General features: G+C 60.2%; 12 protein-coding genes and 2 pseudogenes. 4 read left to right on the top strand and 10 right to left on the bottom strand.

Annotated elements, in window-relative coordinates:
* The 3 genes and pseudogenes from IVB36_RS31975 to IVB36_RS31965 all read right to left on the bottom strand — a co-directional run.
* Nucleotides 1–214: pseudogene (locus IVB36_RS31975) on the bottom strand (hypothetical protein); the annotation flags it as partial.
* Between the two features lie 885 nt (nucleotides 215–1099).
* Nucleotides 1100–1339, bottom strand: a complete 240-nt coding sequence (locus tag IVB36_RS31970) for a hypothetical protein (RefSeq protein WP_143274137.1) — start codon at nucleotides 1337–1339, stop codon at nucleotides 1100–1102.
* Nucleotides 1340–1523: 184 nt separating this feature from the next.
* Entirely contained in the window at nucleotides 1524–2036 is a 513-nt protein-coding gene (locus IVB36_RS31965) for a septal ring lytic transglycosylase RlpA family protein (RefSeq protein ID WP_083926609.1), read from the bottom strand.
* Between the two features lie 2580 nt (nucleotides 2037–4616).
* Between IVB36_RS31965 and IVB36_RS31960 the strand changes: the two genes are divergently transcribed.
* Nucleotides 4617–5156, top strand: coding sequence for a hypothetical protein (locus IVB36_RS31960; RefSeq protein WP_198293420.1), 540 nt, complete (start codon nucleotides 4617–4619; stop codon nucleotides 5154–5156).
* 425 nt (nucleotides 5157–5581) lie between these two features.
* On the opposite strand, the gene IVB36_RS31955 is transcribed toward IVB36_RS31960, so the two are convergent.
* Nucleotides 5582–5908, bottom strand: a complete 327-nt coding sequence (locus IVB36_RS31955; protein WP_157643159.1) for a lipocalin-like domain-containing protein — start codon at nucleotides 5906–5908, stop codon at nucleotides 5582–5584.
* Nucleotides 5909–6683: 775 nt separating this feature from the next.
* Nucleotides 6684–6989, bottom strand: a complete 306-nt coding sequence (locus tag IVB36_RS31950) for a phage integrase N-terminal SAM-like domain-containing protein (RefSeq protein WP_018460443.1) — start codon at nucleotides 6987–6989, stop codon at nucleotides 6684–6686.
* An 831-nt stretch (nucleotides 6990–7820) separates the two neighbouring features.
* On the opposite strand from IVB36_RS31950, the gene IVB36_RS31945 reads away from it, so the two are divergent.
* Entirely contained in the window at nucleotides 7821–8831 is a 1011-nt protein-coding gene (locus IVB36_RS31945; protein ID WP_039801407.1) for a PAS domain-containing protein, read from the top strand.
* 70 nt (nucleotides 8832–8901) lie between these two features.
* On the opposite strand, the gene IVB36_RS31940 is transcribed toward IVB36_RS31945, so the two are convergent.
* On the bottom strand, nucleotides 8902–9129 hold the full coding sequence (locus IVB36_RS31940; protein WP_143273025.1) for a hypothetical protein: 228 nt from the start codon (nucleotides 9127–9129) through the stop codon (nucleotides 8902–8904).
* 119 nt (nucleotides 9130–9248) lie between these two features.
* On the opposite strand from IVB36_RS31940, the gene IVB36_RS31935 reads away from it, so the two are divergent.
* On the top strand, nucleotides 9249–11357 hold the full coding sequence (locus IVB36_RS31935; RefSeq protein ID WP_247367699.1) for a methyl-accepting chemotaxis protein: 2109 nt from the start codon (nucleotides 9249–9251) through the stop codon (nucleotides 11355–11357).
* A gap of 1655 nt (nucleotides 11358–13012) precedes the next feature.
* Here IVB36_RS31935 and IVB36_RS31925 read toward each other — a convergent pair.
* Nucleotides 13013–15412 (bottom strand): EAL domain-containing protein, encoded by a 2400-nt coding sequence (locus IVB36_RS31925; protein ID WP_026234031.1) that lies wholly within the window; start codon nucleotides 15410–15412, stop codon nucleotides 13013–13015.
* 846 nt (nucleotides 15413–16258) lie between these two features.
* Nucleotides 16259–17017 (bottom strand): annotated as a pseudogene (locus IVB36_RS31920) (IS110 family transposase); the annotation flags it as partial.
* A 253-nt stretch (nucleotides 17018–17270) separates the two neighbouring features.
* Between IVB36_RS31920 and IVB36_RS31915 the strand changes: the two are divergent.
* Complete coding sequence (locus tag IVB36_RS31915; protein WP_240543263.1) at nucleotides 17271–17927, top strand: Crp/Fnr family transcriptional regulator; 657 nt, start codon at nucleotides 17271–17273, stop codon at nucleotides 17925–17927.
* A gap of 1575 nt (nucleotides 17928–19502) precedes the next feature.
* Here IVB36_RS31915 and ligD read toward each other — a convergent pair.
* Both ligD and IVB36_RS31900 read right to left on the bottom strand, forming a co-directional pair.
* Nucleotides 19503–21320 carry a DNA ligase D gene (gene ligD, locus IVB36_RS31905; protein WP_018460435.1) on the bottom strand — a complete coding sequence of 606 codons (1818 nt, stop codon included), beginning with the start codon at nucleotides 21318–21320 and terminating at the stop codon, nucleotides 19503–19505.
* A gap of 232 nt (nucleotides 21321–21552) precedes the next feature.
* On the bottom strand, nucleotides 21553–22179 hold the full coding sequence (locus tag IVB36_RS31900; protein WP_018460434.1) for an NYN domain-containing protein: 627 nt from the start codon (nucleotides 22177–22179) through the stop codon (nucleotides 21553–21555).
* Nucleotides 22180–22351: the final 172 nt, after the last annotated feature.

Genomic DNA, 22351 nt, shown 5'->3' with positions numbered 1-22351 from the left:
GTCGAATGGCAGGCTCGCGTGTCTTGCAGCGGGCGCACTCAACCTCCAGCCAGGCGAGTCCGCCACTAAGCATTGATCGATCGTCGGGCAGGGCTGCGCAGGGCCCCCGTAGCATTCCATGCGGACGGACCAGGCTTCCGCCTCCGCCCGTCGGCTTCTCGAACGGCCTCCTGGGCGCGCTCGCGGGCTCCTTGCGCATCATCATCGCGCCCATAATCCGGCCGCTCCAGACTACCTCTCCACACTTTTCGCGGAGGATTCCGCAGGTGGCTTGTGAGGCTAACCGTCAGCCGGGAGCCCCACACCTCACTTCGGGTCAAGCGCGACTGAGCCTAGCGGCTCCCGCGATCTAATGTGTCAACGTGGCTCGAACCGTAGAAGTGACAAGCTCCGCGCGGAAAAAACGCAGAGCGCTTTCGCGGAAGGGGGCGAGCTACTGGTCCCTGGTTCTCGCCGCGCCGAGGATATCCACTCCTCCGAACTCTGGGCGCTAAGCTTTCGCGAAGACGTTCATTTTTCGCAAACCGTGGACGGCTCTAGAAATAAGCTACAGTAAGGAACTACGCTCGGCTAAATGGCGATACGTGATGCCACTGTGGACATCCGCCTGCAAGGATTTGAACTTCTTTGTCCTGCTGGGCTCTTCCGACTTCGACGGGCATAGTGTCCTTTGGCACGCCTCGTGCCGCTCAACTGCGAATACTTTCTGCACACGCCGGTTTCGATTGTAGCTTCTAAAATCTTCCTTGCAGTCGCTCTTCGTCGCGTTCGTGCTCGGAAGGTCGATCCCCCGCGGATTTAAGAGAGCTGCCAGCCTGCACGCAGGATGCAAGTTAGATCAAGATTTCAGAGCTCGCTGGGCGTCACCGATCTCGCAATTTCGCCTACGTGAACGGGCGCGGGAGCAGTTGGATCATCGCGGCCAACCGGGCTCAGGCGATGGCATGTAAAGACGCAGCCCTGCCGGGAAAGGCATCGATGAGCTGCAGCCGCGCCCTCTCATGCTGTGAGATAACGGCCGGCACGATCCAGACCTACAAGGCCGGCACGTAGGGCAGGGGGCTCCGGCTAATCGTCGAAGCACGGTCCGCATTGCAAGTTAGACGGGCAGCCGAAGCCAAAGGTCGTTGCTGGACAGCGTACCGGCCGGCGTGGCTATCTCCATATCGACGACGCGAAATGAGCCGGGTTGATCATCATACAGGTAACGAAGATGCCAGACGGAGCCAAGTTCTGGTGTAATGGCGAAGTCATCTAAGGCACTCGCGACGTATCGAACGGCATCGCGATGTGCTATCGGCGCGGAGAACATCGTGTCCGTCAGCGTGGCGAGGCTCATACCCTCCAGGAGCATGGTTCGCGCGACTTCGTCTCCGTGGACGAGCCTGAGGACGGATACGAGGGCCGCGATAGCGTCAGGGTTCTTTAGAGACACGGCAGATTCGTTTCAGGCCAAAAGGCGGACTATTGACGTAAGGGCGCGTGGGCGGCGGTCGCGTGTTTTCGCAGGGCATGGTCGTCCGCTACAACACCTCAGCACGAACCTGAGCCACGCCACGATTCGTAATCCCCAAGCTGCGCGCAGCCGCCAGCGAGAGGTCGAGGACGCGGCCACGGACCCATGGTCCGCGGTCGGTGATACGAACCACCACCGACTTGTTCGTCTCAAGATCAATGACGCGGACTCTCGTGCCGAACGGCAGACGGCGATGCGCCGCGGTTAGTAGATTCCGATCAAACGATGAACCGCTCGCTGTCTTGCCTTTGGAATACGAATAGTAGGAGGCTTTTCCGGAAATAACTCGATTGAAAGATTGAGCGCCTGAACGATCTTTCAGGGGCTCTTGTCCGCTCGGGCGTTGCGCTTGCGGCTCCTCCTTCTTTGTCTTATCGAGTCCTTCAGGAGCGGGCTCGGCGTGAGCGTCTGGCACGATGGACCATCTATCATTGAATGTTTGCCCAACGGCTGGGGCGGCGTGAAGCCCCGTCCAGATTGAGACCGCTGCAATCACGATCATTCCAGAAAGCGGACGCATGATCGACCTCACTACAAATCACCAGACTGACAAACAATGCAAACTCGTAAGGCGCGTTCCGGCACATCGGGATTCATGTGTAGAGAGGTGATCTGATACCGATTTGAATGTGTTGCATGGCGAAGAGTGGAAGCAGTGCAACAAGCAGATGGTCCGCTGCAGCGCATTCACGAGAACCGGCGAGCCGTTCTAGAGCTCGACGCTTTGCGAAGCAGCGTCAACCTGGCCTGGCGTGCAGGCGGTTCAGTGGCGTGAATCTCTTCGCCTGATTATAGAGACGAGCAGGACATTGAACGGGCCACGGGCAGCTCGTGGGGCGAGATGCCGCGAGCCGCCTAAGAAGCTCCGCGCGTTATCCAGCCTCGCTCGCAGTGGATCGCAACCGTACACGGCTCTTCTGTGTTATTCCAATCGCCGGCAGTTTGCGTCTTTCGCGCTTCTTCAGCGAAACTGCCTCGGAGCAATTGCTATGAACATAAATCTCCGAAACGAACTCGCGAAGTTGTTGGATGACGTCCAAATAACGCCAGAAAATGTCGGACCTCAGCAGTTGGCTACCACTTCTCCCACAGGAATGCATGCGCGAAGGAGGCCGGTGACATAGGGACTGCTCTCAGCTGGCGCATGCGCTCTGGTTCCACTGGCGTTTAACGTGGCCGCTGTCCTCTCTCCTCACTAAAACGGTTGAGCAAAGAACCAAAGGCCGCCTCAGTTGGCGGCCTTTTTACAATTAGGGTACGCCAGTTTACGTGAACGAAACCTCTGATCAGTAGCGCCGATAGTACCGATGGGCATAAGGCCGACGAACGACGACTACGCCGCGGCGATAGGCAGGACGATAGACCGGGCGGGTTCGGACGCATCCGTGCCGGCCGCAAACCAGAGCTACCGTCTCAACGTTCGCGATGTTTGATTGTCCCAACGGAGCAACGGGCATTGCCGATGCCGTTGCAATTGAGAATGCCGCCCCACCGAGAACGGTTATTGCGGCAAGTGTAAGTTTGTATTTCATCCATGCTACTCCGGCGGAGCCCATCCCCGCTGACCAACCTTAGACGTTCCTTCCTGAACCTCGGATGACCACGCCGCAGCTTTCGCGCGCGCCCTGGCTGGCTGTATGTTTCGGCACAATTGGGCCACGCGCGAGGGGTTGTTCTCTCGATCCTATCCGCCGGGCGGCCGCGCGGTGGCTCTGCGACATGGCTTGCCAATGAAGTTCACGCTGGCGCGCCGATCACCTCGTATTCGAAGCCGACGCCCTCCCGATCGTTCTCATCAATCCAAGCCTGCGCCACCTCCTCTGTAGCGAACCACTTTCGGCGGGGGCGAGGCGCGCCATTACAGATCCTCGCGCAAGGAGGATCTTGTGAATGCAGCGCGCGTCGCGCGGAACGGCCCCGACCCCTGCGCAAGCATGGCTCACCGGGGAAGGGGCGCCCCGGTCCCCATTGCGGAACGAACTCCAACCGAAACGGATATTCGGGTATTCGGGTCCGTAGGCGCCGGTTGGTTCCTAAGCCATAGGTCGATCTTGGGAGCCTCGTAAATTGTTCTAGAGTACTGCGATGGCTGGCAAGAGAACGTCCGAAAGAGAGTTCCTGCCCTCCTAAACCAAACAGGCGAGGTGGAGGCGCGGCAGGTTGTCCAAGAGCAAGTCTCGATCACCAGCCGGCGCTCGTCAAAGGTTCGAAAGTAAGATGAAACGAAGGCCGTCACAGTTGGCGGAGTCGTATTGTAGCTTCCGGCACTTGGGAACTGCCATGCGGTACGTTGCGTATGTGGTCGATTTATCCGGCGTTGCTCGGGCGGTTTATCAAGACAGTCCGACGGATGAAGGCGCCAGAACGCGAGCAGAGAAATTTCTCGATACGTACCCCGCCGTAGAGGTGTGGGATGGTCCTCGCAGAATTGCCCGGCTGGTGCGTGAGAGCTCGGGCTGACCGGTCGAGAAAAAGCGAGAGCTACGCCGGGTTGGTTCGGATCTGCTTACGATCATGAATTGACATTTCGCCGCGGCTCGTGGCTTCCAAAATCTTCATGGCGCGCAGGAACGAGCGGTTCGACTTTTAATTGTTGCCCAAGCAACCGTCCAGGTGCGGGAACCTCGTGGCATTAACATCGACGCGCGTGTTATGACGACTGTTCAAACGGCCTTGCTATTGCGGCCGCAGTGCACGCTCTGCACTAGATCGTGGGCGGTAATCGACACATCAAGCATCAGAGGGCACGGCGGATGTAACCGGCTCGACGATCTTAAGGGCCCGACGTGGAATGCGTCGGGGCCGTTTGTTAGGGCTCCATCTACACCGGCAGCCGCTCAGGGGCGCGAAGCGGAAATTATATCGCTTCGATCCGAGCGTTGCCGGTGGTCACCCCGGAGCAGACTTGACAAGTCGGACGAGTGCAAGGCTCTCTCTCTCTCTCTCTCTCTCTCTGCGAGTTAATCAGATAGCGTCGCAACGTCTGGCCGTGAGGGTTGACGATATTGGACCGCGATCGCTGTTAACCTTGGCCGCTTTTCGGCCAAATTGTTGTTTGTTGCTTGGTACTCGGGGCAGGACCTCATTTTGGAGCCCTGCAATGTTCAAGCAAGTATTTTCTGCGTGTCTCTTCGTTGTCCTCAGCTCGATCTGTTCGGAAGCAAGACCCTACCGCATCGGCCACGCGCCCGAATGCAACGTGATCATGCCATGTGACTTCTCGTCCGCGCAGACGCGCGGCGAACGAATTTCGCAATATTCACTGCAGGCGTATCGTCCCAAACAACTCGTAGTAACCGCAGCCAACAGCTTGGCGATGAGTGTCCCTGCTGAGAGCCGGATCGCCGGGGGTCGGCCGCCCGGCTGCCCGGCGGCATTCTGTGGTTGTGGCGCAGCGCTGCGCGTGTTTGGTCGTGTGGTGCCTGAACTAAACCTCGCAGCCAACTGGCTACGCTTTCCGCGTACGTCGCCGTCGCCCGGAATGGTCGCGGCACGCCGTGGGCACGTCTTCGTACTAGAACAGCATCTCAGAGGCGACATTTGGATGGCGTATGACGCCAACTCAGGCGGACACGCGACAAGGATGCACGCGCGATCGTTGCGCGGCTATACAGTTGTCAATCCACACGTTGCGGCCTGAAAGAGCGCGCGCCAGTTGGTGTACCGGTTTGTCGCTACCCGAACGTCAGCGCGTGTGCCCACGACCGCCGCCTGTGGCGCACTGGAAGGGACGGCCCCCGACCGCCAGCCCCCGTGTTGGTCGGGGCCGATTTTCGTCTGGTGCCCAACGCTCTGACACCATCTGACGAGAACCAGCCGGTTGGTTTTCCGGTTTTTTACAGAGTGGCGTTATGTCGCGTGCGATTGCCACCGTTCAAATTCGACTGGGGCGCCGCTACGCGCTTCCAAGTGGTTCGCAGCGTCATACCGTTTGGAGTTCAGGGATTGTCGAATTTTAGTTCGTCTGAGTTTAGCAAAGTAATCGTTCTTTTCTGATTGGGAATGGCGGCGACATTCGCGGAGGTGCTGGCTGCAAGGTTGACCATCATACCTTTTGTATTTTCGTCAACCGAGTATGTGCCGTAATAGGCAAATGCTTGACGCCACGATACTTTGCGCCTCCTCGGGCGTCGCCTTGGCTCGGTCATTAGCCGCAATCTTTGGAATTTCCGCGCGCGATTGGAAAAGCGAGAAATGGCCATCAACTGAGAAAATCATCACACCCTTTGGGGAAGGACCGAAGGGTTCGCCTATTTGGCCGTCGTCCATTTCACTGGTAACAGCGACTAGCGTCCACGCACCAACAAGCTGTTCCTTAGCCGACTTCTCTTGCGCGAATGCTGCGCCCGACAGGGCAAGCCCAAGCCCGATAGCAACAATGGCTTTGTTCATTATGTCCTCCACCACAAAATTTAATTGTTCAACTACGGTCACGTGAGATCAAGGTCGGCGTGAGCTTCGGGGTCAAAATCGGCGATGAAAACCCACACGATGCCATTCCGATCTAACCTGGACAGCGGGCCCACCCACAGACACAGACTAGCCGCAGTACCCACGTGCCAACCGCCAACCCAGCAGGAATGCCGGCTGATCTCCTACCCAGATGTGTGTCTCGGGATCATCGACCTGCGGCGGAGAGCGGGTCGGCCCACCCGTAAATTTCCCAAGTGCCGCGCCTGCCCCTGATCTGGTACGACGGCCCCAGCTCACCGGAATGAGGCGCATTCGGCCAAATGGATGATCTCGCAATGCTTCTCGCCGAGCTGGAGCGGTGCAAGGCAGAGTTCGAGCACCTGCAAACGGAGCTGAATTCCCCAAGGGGCGCCGGCCCAGTACAGCCAACAACGCTCCAAGATCTGGCGCGCCGGATGAGCGAGATCGCGGCCCGTCTTGAAGCTGCAACGCGCGCGATCTCAAAGGGACCTGCCAGCGGAATACATTGAGCAGTTCCGTAGCGCCCTAGCGAGCCGGCCATCTCCGGTTTGAAGCCAGAACGGACTTGTCCACTTCGCGGAGTACATGGTCTAGTTCGCCATTGGCCGTTGCTCAAGCACCGCAACTCTCCGGCTTGCGCAGGATCAAAACGGACAGCCCCGTTCTCACTAGCCTCACACCTAGCCGAACAACCTGCGGTTCAGTCTGCTGAGGTTATGGGCGCCCAATTGACCTACCCCGATGGAGCGCCGCGCCTGTTACGCCAGTACTCTCGCAATGGCATCCCGCAAGGTTTGCCGTGCGAACGGCTTGCGCAAATAGGCGACGCACCCGGCGTCCACCGCCTCAGGGCCTCGGTCAGATGCAGCTGGAACGCGCGCAGCTCTTCCGCCGTCGCACTGTCGGGGGGAGGGCTGAGGAAAACCCTAAGCCTCTTGACGGCGCGGATGTACTCGCGTTGCGTATCGGGTACGAACCTGCGCATGTTCATGTCGTCGAGCATGCGTTGGCGCAGCGGGCTGATGGGCTTCTCGCTCATTGGGGGCTCCTGTCTTGAGGTTGGAGTGCTTGACCCCTCGATCCTGCAGACGGAGCGCCCGCCCGTCACCTGTGCTCGTTCAAACGGTTACAGCGGTAGACGTGATCGGCGGACCGCGCCGCCAGCCCTCCCGCGAGAGCGGGTTCGTTCTTTGACCCGAAGCCGAAGTTATCAGTCAGCCTTTCATGCCATCCAGACCGGGATAATCTTTGTAAATGTTTTCCTGAAGCACGGAGTCTATTCCGAGAGATGATATCGCCGACCGATGTCCTCAATCTCAGAAACTCAGCTACTGGAGATTCTTGGGCGAGCGTGAGCGCCAGGGATAACTCTCCATGATCCGATCTACGTGCTGTTTAAATCGTGTGGCTGATTTCGCGTCCATAGACCATCTCGCGGCAACAGGGCCTGCCTGGTAAGAGGCCCCTCCAAATATCTAGAGCGCTACTCTACCGCTTGGCCCAAATGCGAAGTGCACGACGTCCGCTATTTGAGTCGCTATCGGGGGAAAAGAGGACGTCGCACACAATCCGCGGGTCTTACTGTGCTAGAAATCCGAATGCGACAACCAGTGCCACCATGCTCGAGAAAATCAGCAGTGCCGGAAGGGATTTTCGGGTCATTGGCCTCGTCGAATGGCGCGCAGCCGATTGGCCGGGTTGAGGTGTAGGCGGTCTCTAGGACCGCACGACGTTGCCCTCTCTCGTTGGCGTTGCCCGTGGAGAGACGTTCCACCGGCCTGCGACCGTATGGCCGGGTTCACTCAAACATCAGTGTTGAATTGTTCTGCAATTGAGAGTTGAATGTTTGTATTTGAGAACGGGGGTTAATTTGCTGCAGCTGGAGGCACATCTCGGTATATCCGATGTGCTTCGTTTGATTGAAGAAAAGCTGGGAGCAGGTGTCTGGCGCTGTGATGCAGCCGGCCAGATGCAATGGTCGCGTGGCTTTTTTAGGCTGCTCGGATTGGATCCGCATGCGGTGTCGCCGTCATACACCGAAATCCAACGAAGGATTCATCCGGACGATCGCGGTCCGACTCGCGGTCCCAGCGAGTTGATGATAGATCGGACGTTGCTCGACGGTGAATTTCGCATCATTCGGCCCAATGGCGCTTTGCGCTGGATTAACTGCCATACCGAAGTGCTACTGAATAGCGCAGGTGAGCCGGAATGTATTTTGGGGATCGCTCTCGACATTACAGCGCAACGTCGGTTGGTCCAGACGCTGCGAAGTGACGCCGAGCGCTACAGCGCTTTGACCCAGGTGGTAGGCGGTCTGCTGTGGATCGGTAGTTCCGACGGTCGAATCACGGCACTGCCGAATGGCGAGAAGACACCAGAGGCGCATCGGTTGCTTGGCAAAGGCTGGGCTGATCTTCTTCACGAAGACGAGCGTGAGGCGGCCTTGAGAAGCTGGACGGCCTCGGTCGAGACCGGACGGCGGTACAGCGTCGAGCATCGCCTGCGAGAGCCCGACAATACATATCGGTGGTATCATTGTACGGCCGTGCCTGTCACCAATGCGGACGGCAGCATCCAGGAATGGATGGGTCTCTCCATTGACGTGCATCAGGAAAAGCTCTCCGTTCAACACGCGGCAACATCGCAGCTTACGGGCGCGCAACTGCGCGCAGCCCGCGGCATCCTAAATTGGTCTGTGAAACAATTGGCCGCGCGAACGGGGATTTCGTCCGCCATCATTCGTCGGCTTGAAGAGTACGATGATGCTCCCCCAATGTCGGACGAGACGACGGAGATTCTTCGTCGCGTCTTTTCGGATGCGGGAATCGAGTTCTTGTTCCCGTCTGTCGGCGAGCCTGCAGTTCGGCCGCGACGATGATTTGAGACAAGTTGTCGCAAGCTGGCTATCTCACTTTCCATAGGTAGCTTTGGAAGGACCGTCTTGGAGCTCAGTTTTTGGGTTGCTCGCGCATTTCGCGGCCGGGCGAACCAAAAATTTGCGAAATGCGCCGAGCTAATTTCGTCATACGCGCTGAAGCAGCAATTTTTGCGCGCGTGAGGAAAATCAGGGTCGATTTCTTCTTAACCAACTCGCAGCCAATTGTCTTCACCATGGTCTGCACGCTCAAGTAGGGACGGGAAACCTGAGCTACTGTTTTATTATCGAGTGACCCCACGAGGGATCTTTTTGCCATCTGACCTAAAAGCCGCCGTCGGTTGCGGCGACTAAGCGCGTCACATCCAAATCCATTCTTGCCAATCTTTTTAAGGGTCCAATGACCCGCGGAGTGTTGCCATGCCCTTCAAACTCAAACTTCGGATTCGTGGCCGGCTGATTTCGGGATTTCTTTCCGTATGCGCGATCATCGCGCTTTCAGTCGGATACACCGTGTTTGCGGTCGGCGGGATTTCCACGACCGTCGATCGCATGGTGAACCTGCGGACACCCGTCGCGCTCGCGAGCACAGAGCTGGTCGGCAATCTCTATTCCACACTGGCGACATTGCGTGGCTATCTCTTGACCGGAAATCCGCAAGGCAAGCTAGATCGGGCCGCGATGTGGAAGGAAATGGATGCCACAGTTGCCGGCTTCGATGAGAAGGCGGTACATTTTACCAACCCGGAGAACAGCCGAAAATGGGCCGAGGCCAAGGCGCTGCTCGCAGAGTTCCGAGCTGCCCAAGACAAAGCCGAAGCCGTCGCGTTCACTTCCGATGCATATCCAGCGACAAAGCTACTTGTGACCGAAGCCGGTCCGCGCACCGAAACAATGTTTTCCGAGATCACCAAGATGATCAACGAGGAGGAGGGCCAGGAGGCGACGGCGGAGCGTAAGAGATTGCTGAAAGCAATGGCGGACACGCGCGGCAATTTTGCCGCTGCCACCGCTCAACTTCGCATGTACCTCCTGTCGGGCGAAAAGAACGACAAGGAGAAATTCTTCAAGCCGTGGGAGCTCTCTGAAAAAGGCTATACCGCCGTGAGTGCGAAGAAGGACCTGCTTACGCCGTCTCAGCTGCTCTCTTTCGAGAAGATCACGAAGGCGCGGGGCGAATTTGTTCTCCTTTACGAGAAGATGTTCGCGTTCCGGGAGTCAGCGGACTGGAATGCACCCGTGCATATTCTCATAACGGAAGCGGCGCCGCGCGCGGTGAAGATTCTCGATCTGCTCGACGGGCCGAAGGGCGCCGACGGCACCCGCTCTGGAGGCATCAAGACGAACCAGAACAGCATGCTTGCCGAGGAAAGCCATCAGGTGCAGACGAGCATATCCTTCCTGAGGCTGGTCCTGTGGGGCTTGCTTGCGGCAGGACTGGGCCTCGGGGCCGCCATTGCGCTGCTGACCGCTCGCGCGATCGCCCTCCCGATCCAGGGGATGACCGCCGCCATGGGCAGGCTCGCGAGCGGCGATACGTCGACCTCGATCCCAGGTGTCGGCCGCGCTGACGAGGTCGGCGAGATGGCCGAGGCGGTTCAGGTCTTCAAAGACAATATGTTCGAAACCGACCGGCTGCGGGCCGAACAGGCGCAATCAGAGGCCCGTGCGGCCGCCCAGCGCAAGACGGACATGCACCAGCTCGCTGGACGCTTTGAGGATGCGGTCGGAGAAATCATCCAGACGCTCTCATCATCCTCGACCGAGCTCGAAGCGGCGGCCAAGACCCTGAGCAGGACAGCCGAGAGCACCCAGCAGCGCTCTAGCATGGTCGTTGCGGCTTCCGAGGAAGCCTCGAGCAACGTTCAATCGGTTGCCTGCGCCACCGAAGAGATGAGCTCATCAGTCGTCGAAATCAGCCGCCAAGTGCAGGACGCAGCCAGGATTGCCGGCGCAGCGGTGGATCAGGCACAGAAAACCAACGTTCGCGTCAACAAGCTGTCACAGGCGGCAACTCGTATCGGCGACGTGGTCGAACTGATCAATACGATCGCGGGGCAGACCAACCTTTTGGCGCTGAACGCAACGATCGAAGCGGCGCGGGCCGGCGAGGCCGGACGCGGCTTCGCTGTCGTTGCCTCCGAAGTCAAGGCGCTCGCCGAACAGACTGCCAAGGCGACTGGGGAGATCAGCCACCAGATCGCCGATATACAGGCCGCCACCCAGGATTCCGTCGTCGCGATCAAGGAAATCAGCGGCACGATCGGTCGGATCTCAGAAATCTCTTCCGCCATTGCAGCCGCGGTGGAAGAACAGGGAATGGCTACGCAGGAGATATCGCGCAACGTCCAACAGGCCGCGCAAGGTACCCACGAGGTCGCCTCCAACATCACGGAGGTGCAGCAAGGGGCCACGGAAACCGGCTCTGCCTCTAGTCAGGTGCTTGCCTCGGCGCAAACGCTGTCGAACGACAGCGCGCGGCTAAAGACAGAGGTCGAGAAGTTCCTGATCACTGTGCGCGCAGCTTGAGGTGCTTCCATGACAAGTACCTCAACATCAGCGAGTCACGCTGGAAGTGTCCCAGCGAGGATCCGTGATGGAGCGTCCGAGCCGGTGGCTGCCAACATCATCCCGCTGCCATTTAGTCGAGAGCGATACCTGATCGTCCAGACCAGAACGGACTAAGTTGCTGCGACGGAAGGTCAATGTCGTTATCGAATGTCTTAGAGTTCTCAATGGCCTGCTTGAAGATGTGGATAACGGATCGATACGTGAGGAATTTCAGTCTCGGGTAGCGCGGCTGAACGAGCTGCTCGTGCTTCGGCTTGATCAGCTATCCGCCGCGGATCGCTTGCTGCAGGAGATGCTCCCTTATGCCTGACACGGGACGGATTGTACTGCAGCGCGTACGTTCGTCCTTCAATACTTCGAAGCAGGTGTCGGTGACCACGCAGCCACATCTTGTCCCGTCGCGCGGAATCGGCCGCACGACCGCTCTGACCCGTTACAGCAATAGCGGCGACGCGAGCGATCGATTAGCTAATGCGACGGTAGGTCCCGCGGTCGCGATATCTCCCTTCACCAATGCAAGCGGTGTGACCGATGTGCAACGAGCGCGTAGCTTCACCACAGCTATGTCGGCAACCGAACAATCCGGCTCACGAGTACGCGGTAGCATCCGCGCGACCAATTACTGAGGGCCTGCGGATGAACTTTTCAAGCTCGGAAGATCAGACGTTATTGTCTCTTTGGGAAAGTGTGCGGCGGCAAGTGTTGGCTGATCGCGCGAATGGCGGCCGCTCCCGCATTGTTGGTGACAATCTTCGCAACTATGCTGAGTTGCTCCGTTCGGAAATAGATCGGCGTGAGCTCAAGTACACCTCGATCAATTCAACTGAATGAAGAGGATGCTGCCGGGGGCACTCTAAAATGAGAGACATCCGTGAGCAGTTGGACAGACTCCGCAACGATGCCGCCGACTGCAAATCGATCAGCGATCTAGCCACTGATCTGCGAAAACGAGAATTGTTCGCGAGGCTTGCCGATCATCTGAGCGCGTTGGCTTCAGAGGTCGAACGCGCTACGGCTGTGACAGTCTCTGGCACCCCACCAGAGCTATCACCGCAACATCGGCAATGTTGGGATGCTGCAGCAGGCAGGTTTCGACCTCGGCCGGGTAAATATTCTCTCCGCCGCGGGATGTCCTCGAGGCGGCCCGTGACACGCAAGTAGCCGCGCTTATCCAGCGTCCCGAGGTCGCCCGTGCGCAGCCATCCGTCAGCCGTGATGGCCGGACGCGCATTCTCCGGCGCGTCGAGATAGCCGATTGTGGGTCTGATATCCACGGACTTGAATTACGCCCTAAGTGCCGGTCGGCAAAATACGAAGATCCATCGGAACCGCAACGCGCACTTCCGACGTTCCAGAGCGCTTTCCCGCGGTCCGGACGAACTCAGTCTCCGGATGTCGACGCTCGTCTGCGCGACAATCGGGCTGAGCTCGGTCTGACCGAAGACAGTAAGGACCGGAAGGTCGAGCGCTACCCTCACGCGGCGATGGATCTCGGGAGAGACCAGTGCACCTCAGACAACGCGACGTGCAGCGACGATCCCGACCGTCTCAGGCGTGCCCGCCGGACTTACCGCGCTGTGCCTCGGTGCCGCGATGGCATTCTGATAATTTCGTTAAGCCAACGCTCGGAGCCGCGGCCCTTCCAGCATCAGTGCCACGTCGCAGGCAGGCCGCGGCTTGCTGAACAGATAGCCCTGTGCCTGGGTGCAGCCCTCGCGCCGGAGCAACTCGAGCTGCGCGTCGTTCTCGACCCCTTCCGCGGTCGTGACGATGCCGAGGCTGCGGCCGAGGCCGGTCACGGCGCGGATGATCGCCATGGAATCGGCGCGGGTTGCCAGCTCGGAGACGAAAGAGCGGTCGATCTTGATCTTGTCGAAGGGGAAGCTGCGCAAATAGCTTAGCGACGAATAGCCGGTGCCGAAATCGTCGAGCGAGATACCCACGCCCATGGCGCGCAGCTCATGCAACGTGGTCAGCGTCGCCTCACCGTTTTGCAGCAGCACGGATTCAGTGATCTCCAGCTCGAGACGACGGGCTTCCAGTCCCGCCTCCTCCAGCGCCGCGGTCACGGATGCGATCAGGTTCGGACTCTTGAACTGCACCGGCGACAAATTGACGGCGACGTCAATATCGTCGGGCCAGGTCGCCGCGTCGGCGCAGGCGCTGCGCAGCACGAACTCGCCGAGCTGGATGATGAGACCTGTCTCCTCCGCCAATGGAATGAAGTTGATCGGCGCGATCAGGCCACGCTGCGGATGTGACCAGCGCAGCAACGCCTCGAAGGCGACGACGCGGTTGGTGGCGACGTCGCGGATCGGCTGGTAGTGCACCTCGAATTCGTTCCGTTGCAGCGCCGCGCGCAGATCCATTTCCAGCAGCCGCCGCGCCTGCGCGCGCGCATCCATGCCGGTCTCGAAGAAGCGATAGGTGCCGCGACCGTCCGCCTTGGCGCGGTACAGCGCAAGGTCTGCATTCTTCAACAGCTCGTCCGGATGGCTGCCGTCCTGCGGCGACAGCGAGATGCCGATCGAGACGCCGATCACGATCTGATGGTGGTCGATCTCGTAAGGCGCCGAGATCGCCTCGACGAGACGGCCGGCCAGGAACCTTGCAGCGGTTTCCTCGGAGCGCCCGATCAGGACCACGGCGAACTCGTCGCCGCCAAGCCGGGCCACGGTGTCGCTCTCGCCGACGGTCGCCTCCAATCTGCGCCCGACCTCCTTCAGCAAGGCATCACCGATGGGATGGCCGAGCGAGTCATTGATGTCCTTGAAGTGGTCAAGATCGAGGCAGAGAACGGCGAGTTGGTCGCCTGAATTGGTCCGGCGCAGCCCATGCTCGAGCTGCTCGTGGAATAGGATGCGGTTGGGCAGGCCGGTCAGCGCGTCGTGGCGGGCCATATGGGAGATCCTCGCCTGCGCCTCCAGCCACTCGGTGATGTCCTCGAAGGTCGCGACCCAGCCGCCACCCTGCATCGGCTGGTTGACGACCCGGATGGAGCGGCCGAACCTGGTCACGATGTCGGTCGTGGTGCGGCTCTCGCGCGCGTCGGCGACGAGGCGGGCGAAGAATTCGCCAGCATCGCCTTGCCACTGGCCCTTGGCCTGCTCCTCCCGCAGCACGTCGACCAGCAGCCGGCCGGTGAGCAGGATGTCGGTGCGGCCGAGCATCGCGGCATAACGCTCGTTGAACAGGATGATCTTGCCGTCCGCGTCGAACATGCAGAGCCCCTGCGACATGTTCTCGAGCGCCGTGTCCAGCACCCTCTGCTGGCGGCCCAATTCCCCCTTGGCCCGCCGATCGAGCAGCGCGGCGACCAATGCGATCACGATGATCGCAGCCGCAGCACTCGCGGTCAGAACCGACAGCGACGTCGGCGGGATCGACAGGCCGCTGATCGGCAGCGTCGGATCCGGCGTCAGCTGCACCGCGCCCATCGCCGTAAAATGATGCGAGACGATGGCGACCGTCAGCAGCACCGCAGCACCGAGCGTGCCGGACAAGTTGTCTCGCCGTTCAGCGACATGGAGCGCGAATGCGCCGAAAACCACCCCGAGCAGGATCGAAGCGGCCACCGTGCCCGTCGCCCAGCTGACGCGCGCAGGGATCTCGAGCGCCATCATGCCGGTATAGTGCATCGCCGCCACACCGCCGCCGACGATCGCCCCGCCAAGAGCGACGAGGCCCGGTCGCATGGTCGAGACCGCAACGCTCAAGCCAACAAAGGTGATGGCGATGGCGAAGATTAGCGACAACAGCGTCACCGGAACATTATAGGCGCCGCTGGCGCCCGGTCCGTAGGCCAGCATCGCGATGAAATGCGTCGCCCAGATGCCGCAGCCGGCAACGACTGCATCGAGCGCCAGCCACACCAGGCGGCCCGATCCTTGCGTCGCGCGCGCCCGGTGAAACAGGCTGATCGCAGCCGTACTTGCGAGCAGGCAGAGCGCGCCCCCAAGCGCGACCAGTCGCCAATCGTGTTCATCGGTCAGACAGTAGAGCACTTGATACATCAGCATCCCCCAAGGCCTGCGATCACCAGAGCGGGGAAGTGGTGGATTTTAGGTAACGAAGGAGGACCGGCTTGCCGGATGGTGAACAGAGGCTTCCAGAATCAACCATTCGTTGTCAGTCGAACGACATTCGTCAAACTTCTTTCAACGGGCGATGGGCTTTGCCTGGACAATCAATCTTGACGCGCAAGCAGCAGCGCCGGTTTGCAGAGGGGACGGCGCATCATTGTTACGAGCAGGCTCTCGTCCATGGTGCCTCGCAAATAGAACGGCCACCGCGGAGCAACGCGAAGGCCGCTGCTGGGTTGCCTAGAGCTGACAAGGGCGTTTCCAACCTCCACCCGAGGGGTGAAACGAACTGGATATTTCGGGTTATATTCGTCGCGCTCCGCCGAAGGGCGACAACATTTGGGATGTTGCCGAGAGGGCGCGGACGAATGGCAGAGTGCCGAAGGTACGCCGCAGAGAGTAACGCCACCTCAGTTGCCGGGCTCCTGCGCGATGGCGGAGAGTGCCCCGGCTTCAGCTTGGCTCTGAGGCGGATGGCCGGAGCCGCCTCCGCCGGCTCGGCGGCGGGCCGGCACGGATTAGCTTTCTGCTGATTTTCCATGTTCCCGTAGTACGTGAGATATTGCATACTTTTCCCGATTTGAGACTGCTGCTTTTCCCTTGAGGCTTTTGCAATGTCGAACAGAATAATCGAAGATGATCTGGAGATGCTGCGCCTGATCAAGGCATTCCAGAAAATAACTGACCAGGACACCCGGCGAATGATCCTTCTCTACGTCGAGGAGCAGCTCGAAAAGCGCCAAGCGAAGGTACCGGAAAGCCCTTCGCGCTAACGCGCCAGGCGCCGAAGTCGCGGCCTTTCGAGAACACGTCTCCAGTGCCGATGGCAGCCACCATCGCGCTCGAGATGATCGGGCCAATGCCGGGCACCGTCATCAGTCGCTCGCAGCTTTTGTCTTGACGGGGCAATGCTTCGATCTCGCTGGAGAGGTCCTCGATACGCTCATCCAGCCGGCGCCAGTCGCCCGCCAGATCCTCAATGATGCGCAACATGCGAGGCGAGAGCACATCGGTGCGCGTCGCGAGGATACTCGGCAACTCGGACCGCAGGCAGCGCAGGCCTTGCCGCACGGCGATGCCCCGCTCCAGCAGGAACGCACGGATCTGATTGATGACGCCGGTGCGCTGACCGACTAATCGCTCGCGCACGCGGTGCAGCGCATGCAGGTCGAGCTGGTCGGCGGTCTTGGTTGCGGCGAACTTCATGGTCGGGCGTTGGACCGCCTCGGCGATGGCTTCCGCATCTCGGAAGTCGTTCTTCTGTCCCTTCGAATAGGGGCGCACGTATTTCGCCGGCATCAAGCGGGCGTCGTGGCCAAGCGTTTGCAGCTTGCGACTGAGGTGATGCGCGCCGACGCAGGCCTCCATGCCGATCAAGCACGGCGGCAGGTTGGCGAGCCGGGTTTCCACCTGGCCGCGCGACCACTTCTGCCGCAGCACGATGCCGCCGCGCTGATTCTGGCCAATGATGTGGAACGAGTTCTTGCCGATATCGATGCCGATGACGGCGGGCGAAGCGTCGAGTTTCTGAGACATGGCGTGCTCCTTGTCTTGGGCGCCCTTGCCAGCTTCTCGTACCGCCAGGGCCGCAGCACGGCCGGACCATTCCATTAGCGGAAGTTCGAGCCGAGGCACGCGGAAAACAAATGGTCAGTAAATTGGAACCTGCCTCCTGGGCGAGGGTTTGAGCCGCGTTGTTTCTGCGTGCTTGAGAGGAATACCGGCGATTTCGCTCCAGAATGGCCTTGGGAATAGGCTGCTGGCGGCAACGCCGCCAGCGGACCTTAACTTGCTCGCGCCCTACACCCAGAAAACGTCGTTCGACCTTGATACTGTACTGGTGCGAACGGGAGATGAGTTCAAGCTGGTCTATTTCCCCCTCAGCGGGGCCATAGCGTTCCTAGTTGAAATGTCGGACGGACGCATTGTCGCGTCAACTCTCATGGGCTCGGAAGGGGCGGTCGGCGCTCTCTCCGTCCTAAGTCCCTCACGCTCCCCAGTCACAGCAACTGCCTACGTCCTTGGAGCCGCGCTCCAGGTCCCTGTTTCGCAATTGCAGCTTGCTTATGAGCAAAGCGACACGATCAGGCGTGTTCTACGGCTCCATCTCCGCACACAATTGTTGCAGCTTAACAACGCGGCAGCTTGCAACGCGGTGCATCCGGTGGAGTGCCGCATGGCTCGATGGTTGCTTGAGATTCACGACCACACCGCAGAGAGCGGAATCCAGCTAACGCATGAGGCGCTCGCACAACTTCTCGGGGTCCGCCGAACGACCGTGACGCTAACGATGGGCAGACTTCAGGCCGCGGGCGGCGTCTTATCGGACCGACGCGGAATGCTAGACATCGACCGAAGGCGGCTCGAGAAGATCGCTTGCGAGTGCTACGCCGTGATGCGACACAGAATCAAGCGCATGTATGACAAGGAGCTGGTGGCCGCCTGATCCGCGAAAGTGAGCCGCCGCTCTTTGTTTGACTGGACCTTCGTGCTTGCCTGCGGCTCAGTAACGGCCGACGGTCGCGGTCTAGCGGTAAGTAGCTCACGTTCACCACGCCCCGACAAGCATTAGACCGATAATGGTCAAACACGAGACGCAAGCCACCGTTACAGTGTAGCATTCTGGGGTGTTCATAGTTGCCTCCCGAGCTGTTGCCTGTCACTGCTGCGCCGGGAGAGGCCGCCTGTCTCGGGGCCGCTGTTCGGCACGCCTGTGACCGGTTCGGTGCGGTGTGTTGGTCCTGTCGTCGCTGCTGTGATCCGCAGGATTGTAATCCCACATGTCTGGAGCTTCAGGGCGTTCAGCTGGGATCAGAAGCTGCTTTCGCATTTCAGCGAGGCAGGCGCGGCAATATTCACGATAGAGCAGGTCGAATATGGCGGGCATCGTCACCCCCACCGTTTGAGTGTCAGTGTCAGATCTTTCCACCGCGATCTTCGCGTGATTGTAGCCACTTCAGACGGCTCTTCGATGTGAGCCCGTTCGCAGACTGCACCAGTTCCAAGCTCAACAGCCGATTGGTTGACCTGATTGTCTGCCCGAAAAAACAAAGTCACGCTAACACAGACTATAGCAACTCATTGTTTCAGGAAAACTTCGTCAAACAACTCCAGGGCGCCGAACGCCAACGAAAATCCAACCACAGCGCGAATAACTTTACCACTGAGTGAGAGCAACATTCGTTGCAAGCCGACCGAGTATGAGGACAGCATTCTTCCACGCGTTGGCCGACGGCGGCTTCGTAGCCAGCGGCACGCGTGACGCCGCGCTCACCACCGCCTCGGCAGAAGTGAAGTGTATCAGCGGCTGGTCCGGCGTGGCGACGTCGTTTTCCGACGTGAGCCGGTGCTATGCCGGGCAGGGCGTCGTTCCTCGACTTCCGGTGTTGGCCCATCTGCGACCTCGGAGCCCACCCGCTCTTTGGCCGATGTTGGCGGCAAACCGGACATCAGGCGGCCGCCGCTTCATGAGTACGTGCCCTAGTACGGCGCCGGCGAAATAGTTTGAGCTTGTGCATGTGAAACTTGGGGCGTGCCGATTACGGCCGATTGCGGCACGTGCAATGGGACACCGGCCCCGGCTGTTTCTCCCAACCTGGCTGGGGCCTACGCGCCCTTCAGAAAACTGTCAGCACTGTTGGCTGTTTATTTCGAGCGACGCCGTAACGCAGTTCGCTATATGGTTTCGTTCCCGTTTTTTACATCACCGACTGCCGGGCGATCATAAGAAAGCTGCTCCGCAAGTTTATGCTTTGGACTTTGCCGTCGTCGCCGGGTGTTCCGGGATTTTTGTATGAAATACATATTCATCGCGGTCGGCTGCTGGCTGCTGCTGAACCTGCTCTACATTCTCATAGTCACTCCGCCACGTAGGTCGCTCTGGCCTAGACAGCTCGCTCGCACCATTGCTGCGGTCAAGCGACTCATGCAACGCGGACGGCAGCCACCTACCTGAAGGGAGTGAACTTGGGAGTTTTGTGGCGCCATTCCACCCATAGATCGAATGCATCCGACATACGGCTCACCTCCTTGGCTTGACGCGAAATGGACTGTCGATGGAGAAGGCGTCCGGCGCGATCCCGCTCTCGATGCGCTTCCAGGTCACGGGCGCTGCGATCGGAAATCCCTCGCGCGCTCGCGGGGAATAGGTGCCGATCGCCGTCGTCCCGCGGCCATTGCGCAGATAATCGAGGAAGATGCGGCCGCGACGTTTTGATTGCGCAGACAGAAGGTAGCGGTCTGGATGACGCGCTGCGAGCGCGGAGACGAGCTGATGCGCGATCCGATGCGCCTTGTCGTGCAGCATCGGCTGAGCCAGTGGCGCCATCAGATGAATTCCTTTGCCGCCCGTGAGCTTGGGCCAGGTCTCGAAACCCTCGCACTTCATCAGCGTGCGCAGATCGAGCGCGGTCTCCACGACGGCCTCCCAGCCGACGCCCTCGCCGGGATCGAGATCGATCACGATACGGTCGGCATGTTCGAAGTCCTCGACGGTCGCATTCCACGGGTGCAGCTCGACAGCGCCGATCTCGACGAGACCAAAGAGGCCATCGAGGCTGTCGACCCACAGGCGCGTTCCCTGGCCGCCCTCCCGCTTCTGAATACGAAGCTGGTGCACGGCCGCCGGAATGTCCTTCGGCAGCGGCCCCTTGTGGTAGAAGGTGGTGCCTTGCACGTGGCGCACCAGCTTGAGCGGGCGATGGCCGAGGTGCGGGAGGGCCTTCTTCCACACCCTGCGCCAGTAGTCGGCGAGTTCTTCTTTGGACGGTGCAACGGCTTCGGGCAGAAGCTGCAGGATGTTCTCTCTGGGGACGCCGAGCTTCGGGCGGCCGGCCGCGCAGGGCACGAGGCGCGGCGCCTTGACCTTGCGCACCGCAAGATCATCGCGAAAGCCTTTGAACACGGCCTCGCGAAGCAGGCCATCATCGGTAAGCGCGCCATACCGGACCTCGATTTCGAGGATCGGATCGACCCAGGTCGCCTTCGGCTTTTTGACTGGCACGTCCAGGGGAGACGTCTTGCGGATCAACGGATCGAGCCGCTCGCGCAATTCGCGCGCGGTCGTCTCGGTGTAGCCGGTCCGCACCTTGCCGGCATAGAGCAGCTTGCCGTTCTCGCGCCGGCCGACGTAAAGCGAGGCCACTTTCCGGGGGCGCGCCCCTAACTTCTCCACGAACGCGACGATCGGAAAGGCGTCGCTCTTCTTGCACTTGAGCTTGATCCAGCTCTCCTGTCGGCCCGAGCGATAGGGCTCGCCGAGCCGCTTGCCGATCAGGCCTTCCAGCCCCAGCTGGCACCCTTTTTCGAAGATTACGTTGCCGTCGCCCGCAAGCGCCTCGACGTACATGAACGTCTCGGGCGCGTCCTTCAGAAGCCGCTGCAGCAACCGCTTGCGCTCTTCGTACACGACGCCACGCAGGTCATAGCCGTCGAGGTACAAGAGATCGAAGGCGTGATAGCGCACGCGCTCGCTTTGCTTCGGGCCGAGCTCTCGCCTGAGCTGCTGGAAATCCGGCAGGCCGCCACTGCCGTACACCACGGCCTCGCCGTCGATGACCAAGCTGTTTGCTTTGAGTTTGGCCGCGCCCACCGCGATCGAGGAGAACTGTTCCGTCCAGTCCAGGCCGGTCTTCGAATAGACCTTGGCGTCCTCATCTCCCCGGTGCAGTTGAGCGCGGTAGCCGTCGGCCTTGATCTCGTAGACCCAGTCCTTGCCGCGCGGCGGATTCTCGCGCAGCGTGGGATCACACGGCTCGATGTAACCAGGAATCGCAACTTTGGTGGCGCCATGGACACGCGATACTCCCCAACGAGACTGACGCAACGCCACGGCACACATGGCGATTCAACGCCGTCGCGCTGATTCGTTCCGTTCCGCGGAGGCCGCTTGACGGCCTCGCCAGCGCGGCAGGTCGAGGAGGCCAAATCCGACGAAACCGGGTGGTCGCGCTACGTCTGCACCAGGATATTCCACTTGCGCGTCGGTCTCCCGACAGGAGCACCGGGCCTTCGGCGGAGCTCATGATCGTACCGGCAGGCCGAACCCGCGCCCCGAGCAGGTGCGCTCGATGTTACGGGATGAGTTCGTCGGGCTCTGGACGCGGCGCCGCCGTGTCGGCGCGCAGCGGCGGGCCACGAACATCGCCGCGCTCGCGGGGTGGTGGGCGCGTGGACAGGTCCCGGCCGATCGCGGCTCGCAGCTCCATCAGGTCGGTGAACACGTCCGCCTGCCGCCGGAGTTCGTCCGCGATCATCGGCGGCTGGGTCGCCATGGTCGACACCACGCTCACCCGTACGCCTCGGCGCTGCACCGCCTCCACCAGCGAACGGAAAGTGCCGTCGCCCGAAAACAGAACCATTTCGTCGACGTCGCCGGCCATCTCCATGGCATGCACCGCGAGTTCGACGTCCATATTGCCTTTGACCTTGCGCCGTCCGAACGAGTCGACGAACTCCTTTGTCGGTTTGGTCACGACGGTGTAGCCGTTGTAGTCAAGCCAATCGAGCAACGGCCGGATCGAGGAGAATTCCTGATCCTCGATGACAGCCGAGTAGTAGAAGGCGCGGAGCAGGATACCTCGGCTCTGGAATTCCTGCAGAAGGCGCTTGTAGTCGATGTCGAAGCCAAGGCTTCGGGAGGTGGCATGAAGATTGGCGCCATCGATGAACAGGGCAATCTTGCTGGGCGAGGACGACATGTTGGCAGGCCCGAATGATCCCGGCGGAAGCACCGCTCCCGCTTGGCGGATGGTTTGCTCAAAGATGGAGTTTGGGCACGGGGCGGCCTTGGCCCGCCGCTCACTCGCATTCTGCGTTGCGGCAAGAACGTGAGCTCCGACGGAGCAAGGCTATATCCAAGAATTCGAGCTT

The sequence above is a fragment of the Bradyrhizobium sp. 35 genome (assembly GCF_023073215.1).
GTDB classification, from domain to species: Bacteria; Pseudomonadota; Alphaproteobacteria; order Rhizobiales; family Xanthobacteraceae; genus Bradyrhizobium; species Bradyrhizobium canariense_D.
This window is presented reverse-complemented; position numbering and strand designations above follow the sequence as displayed.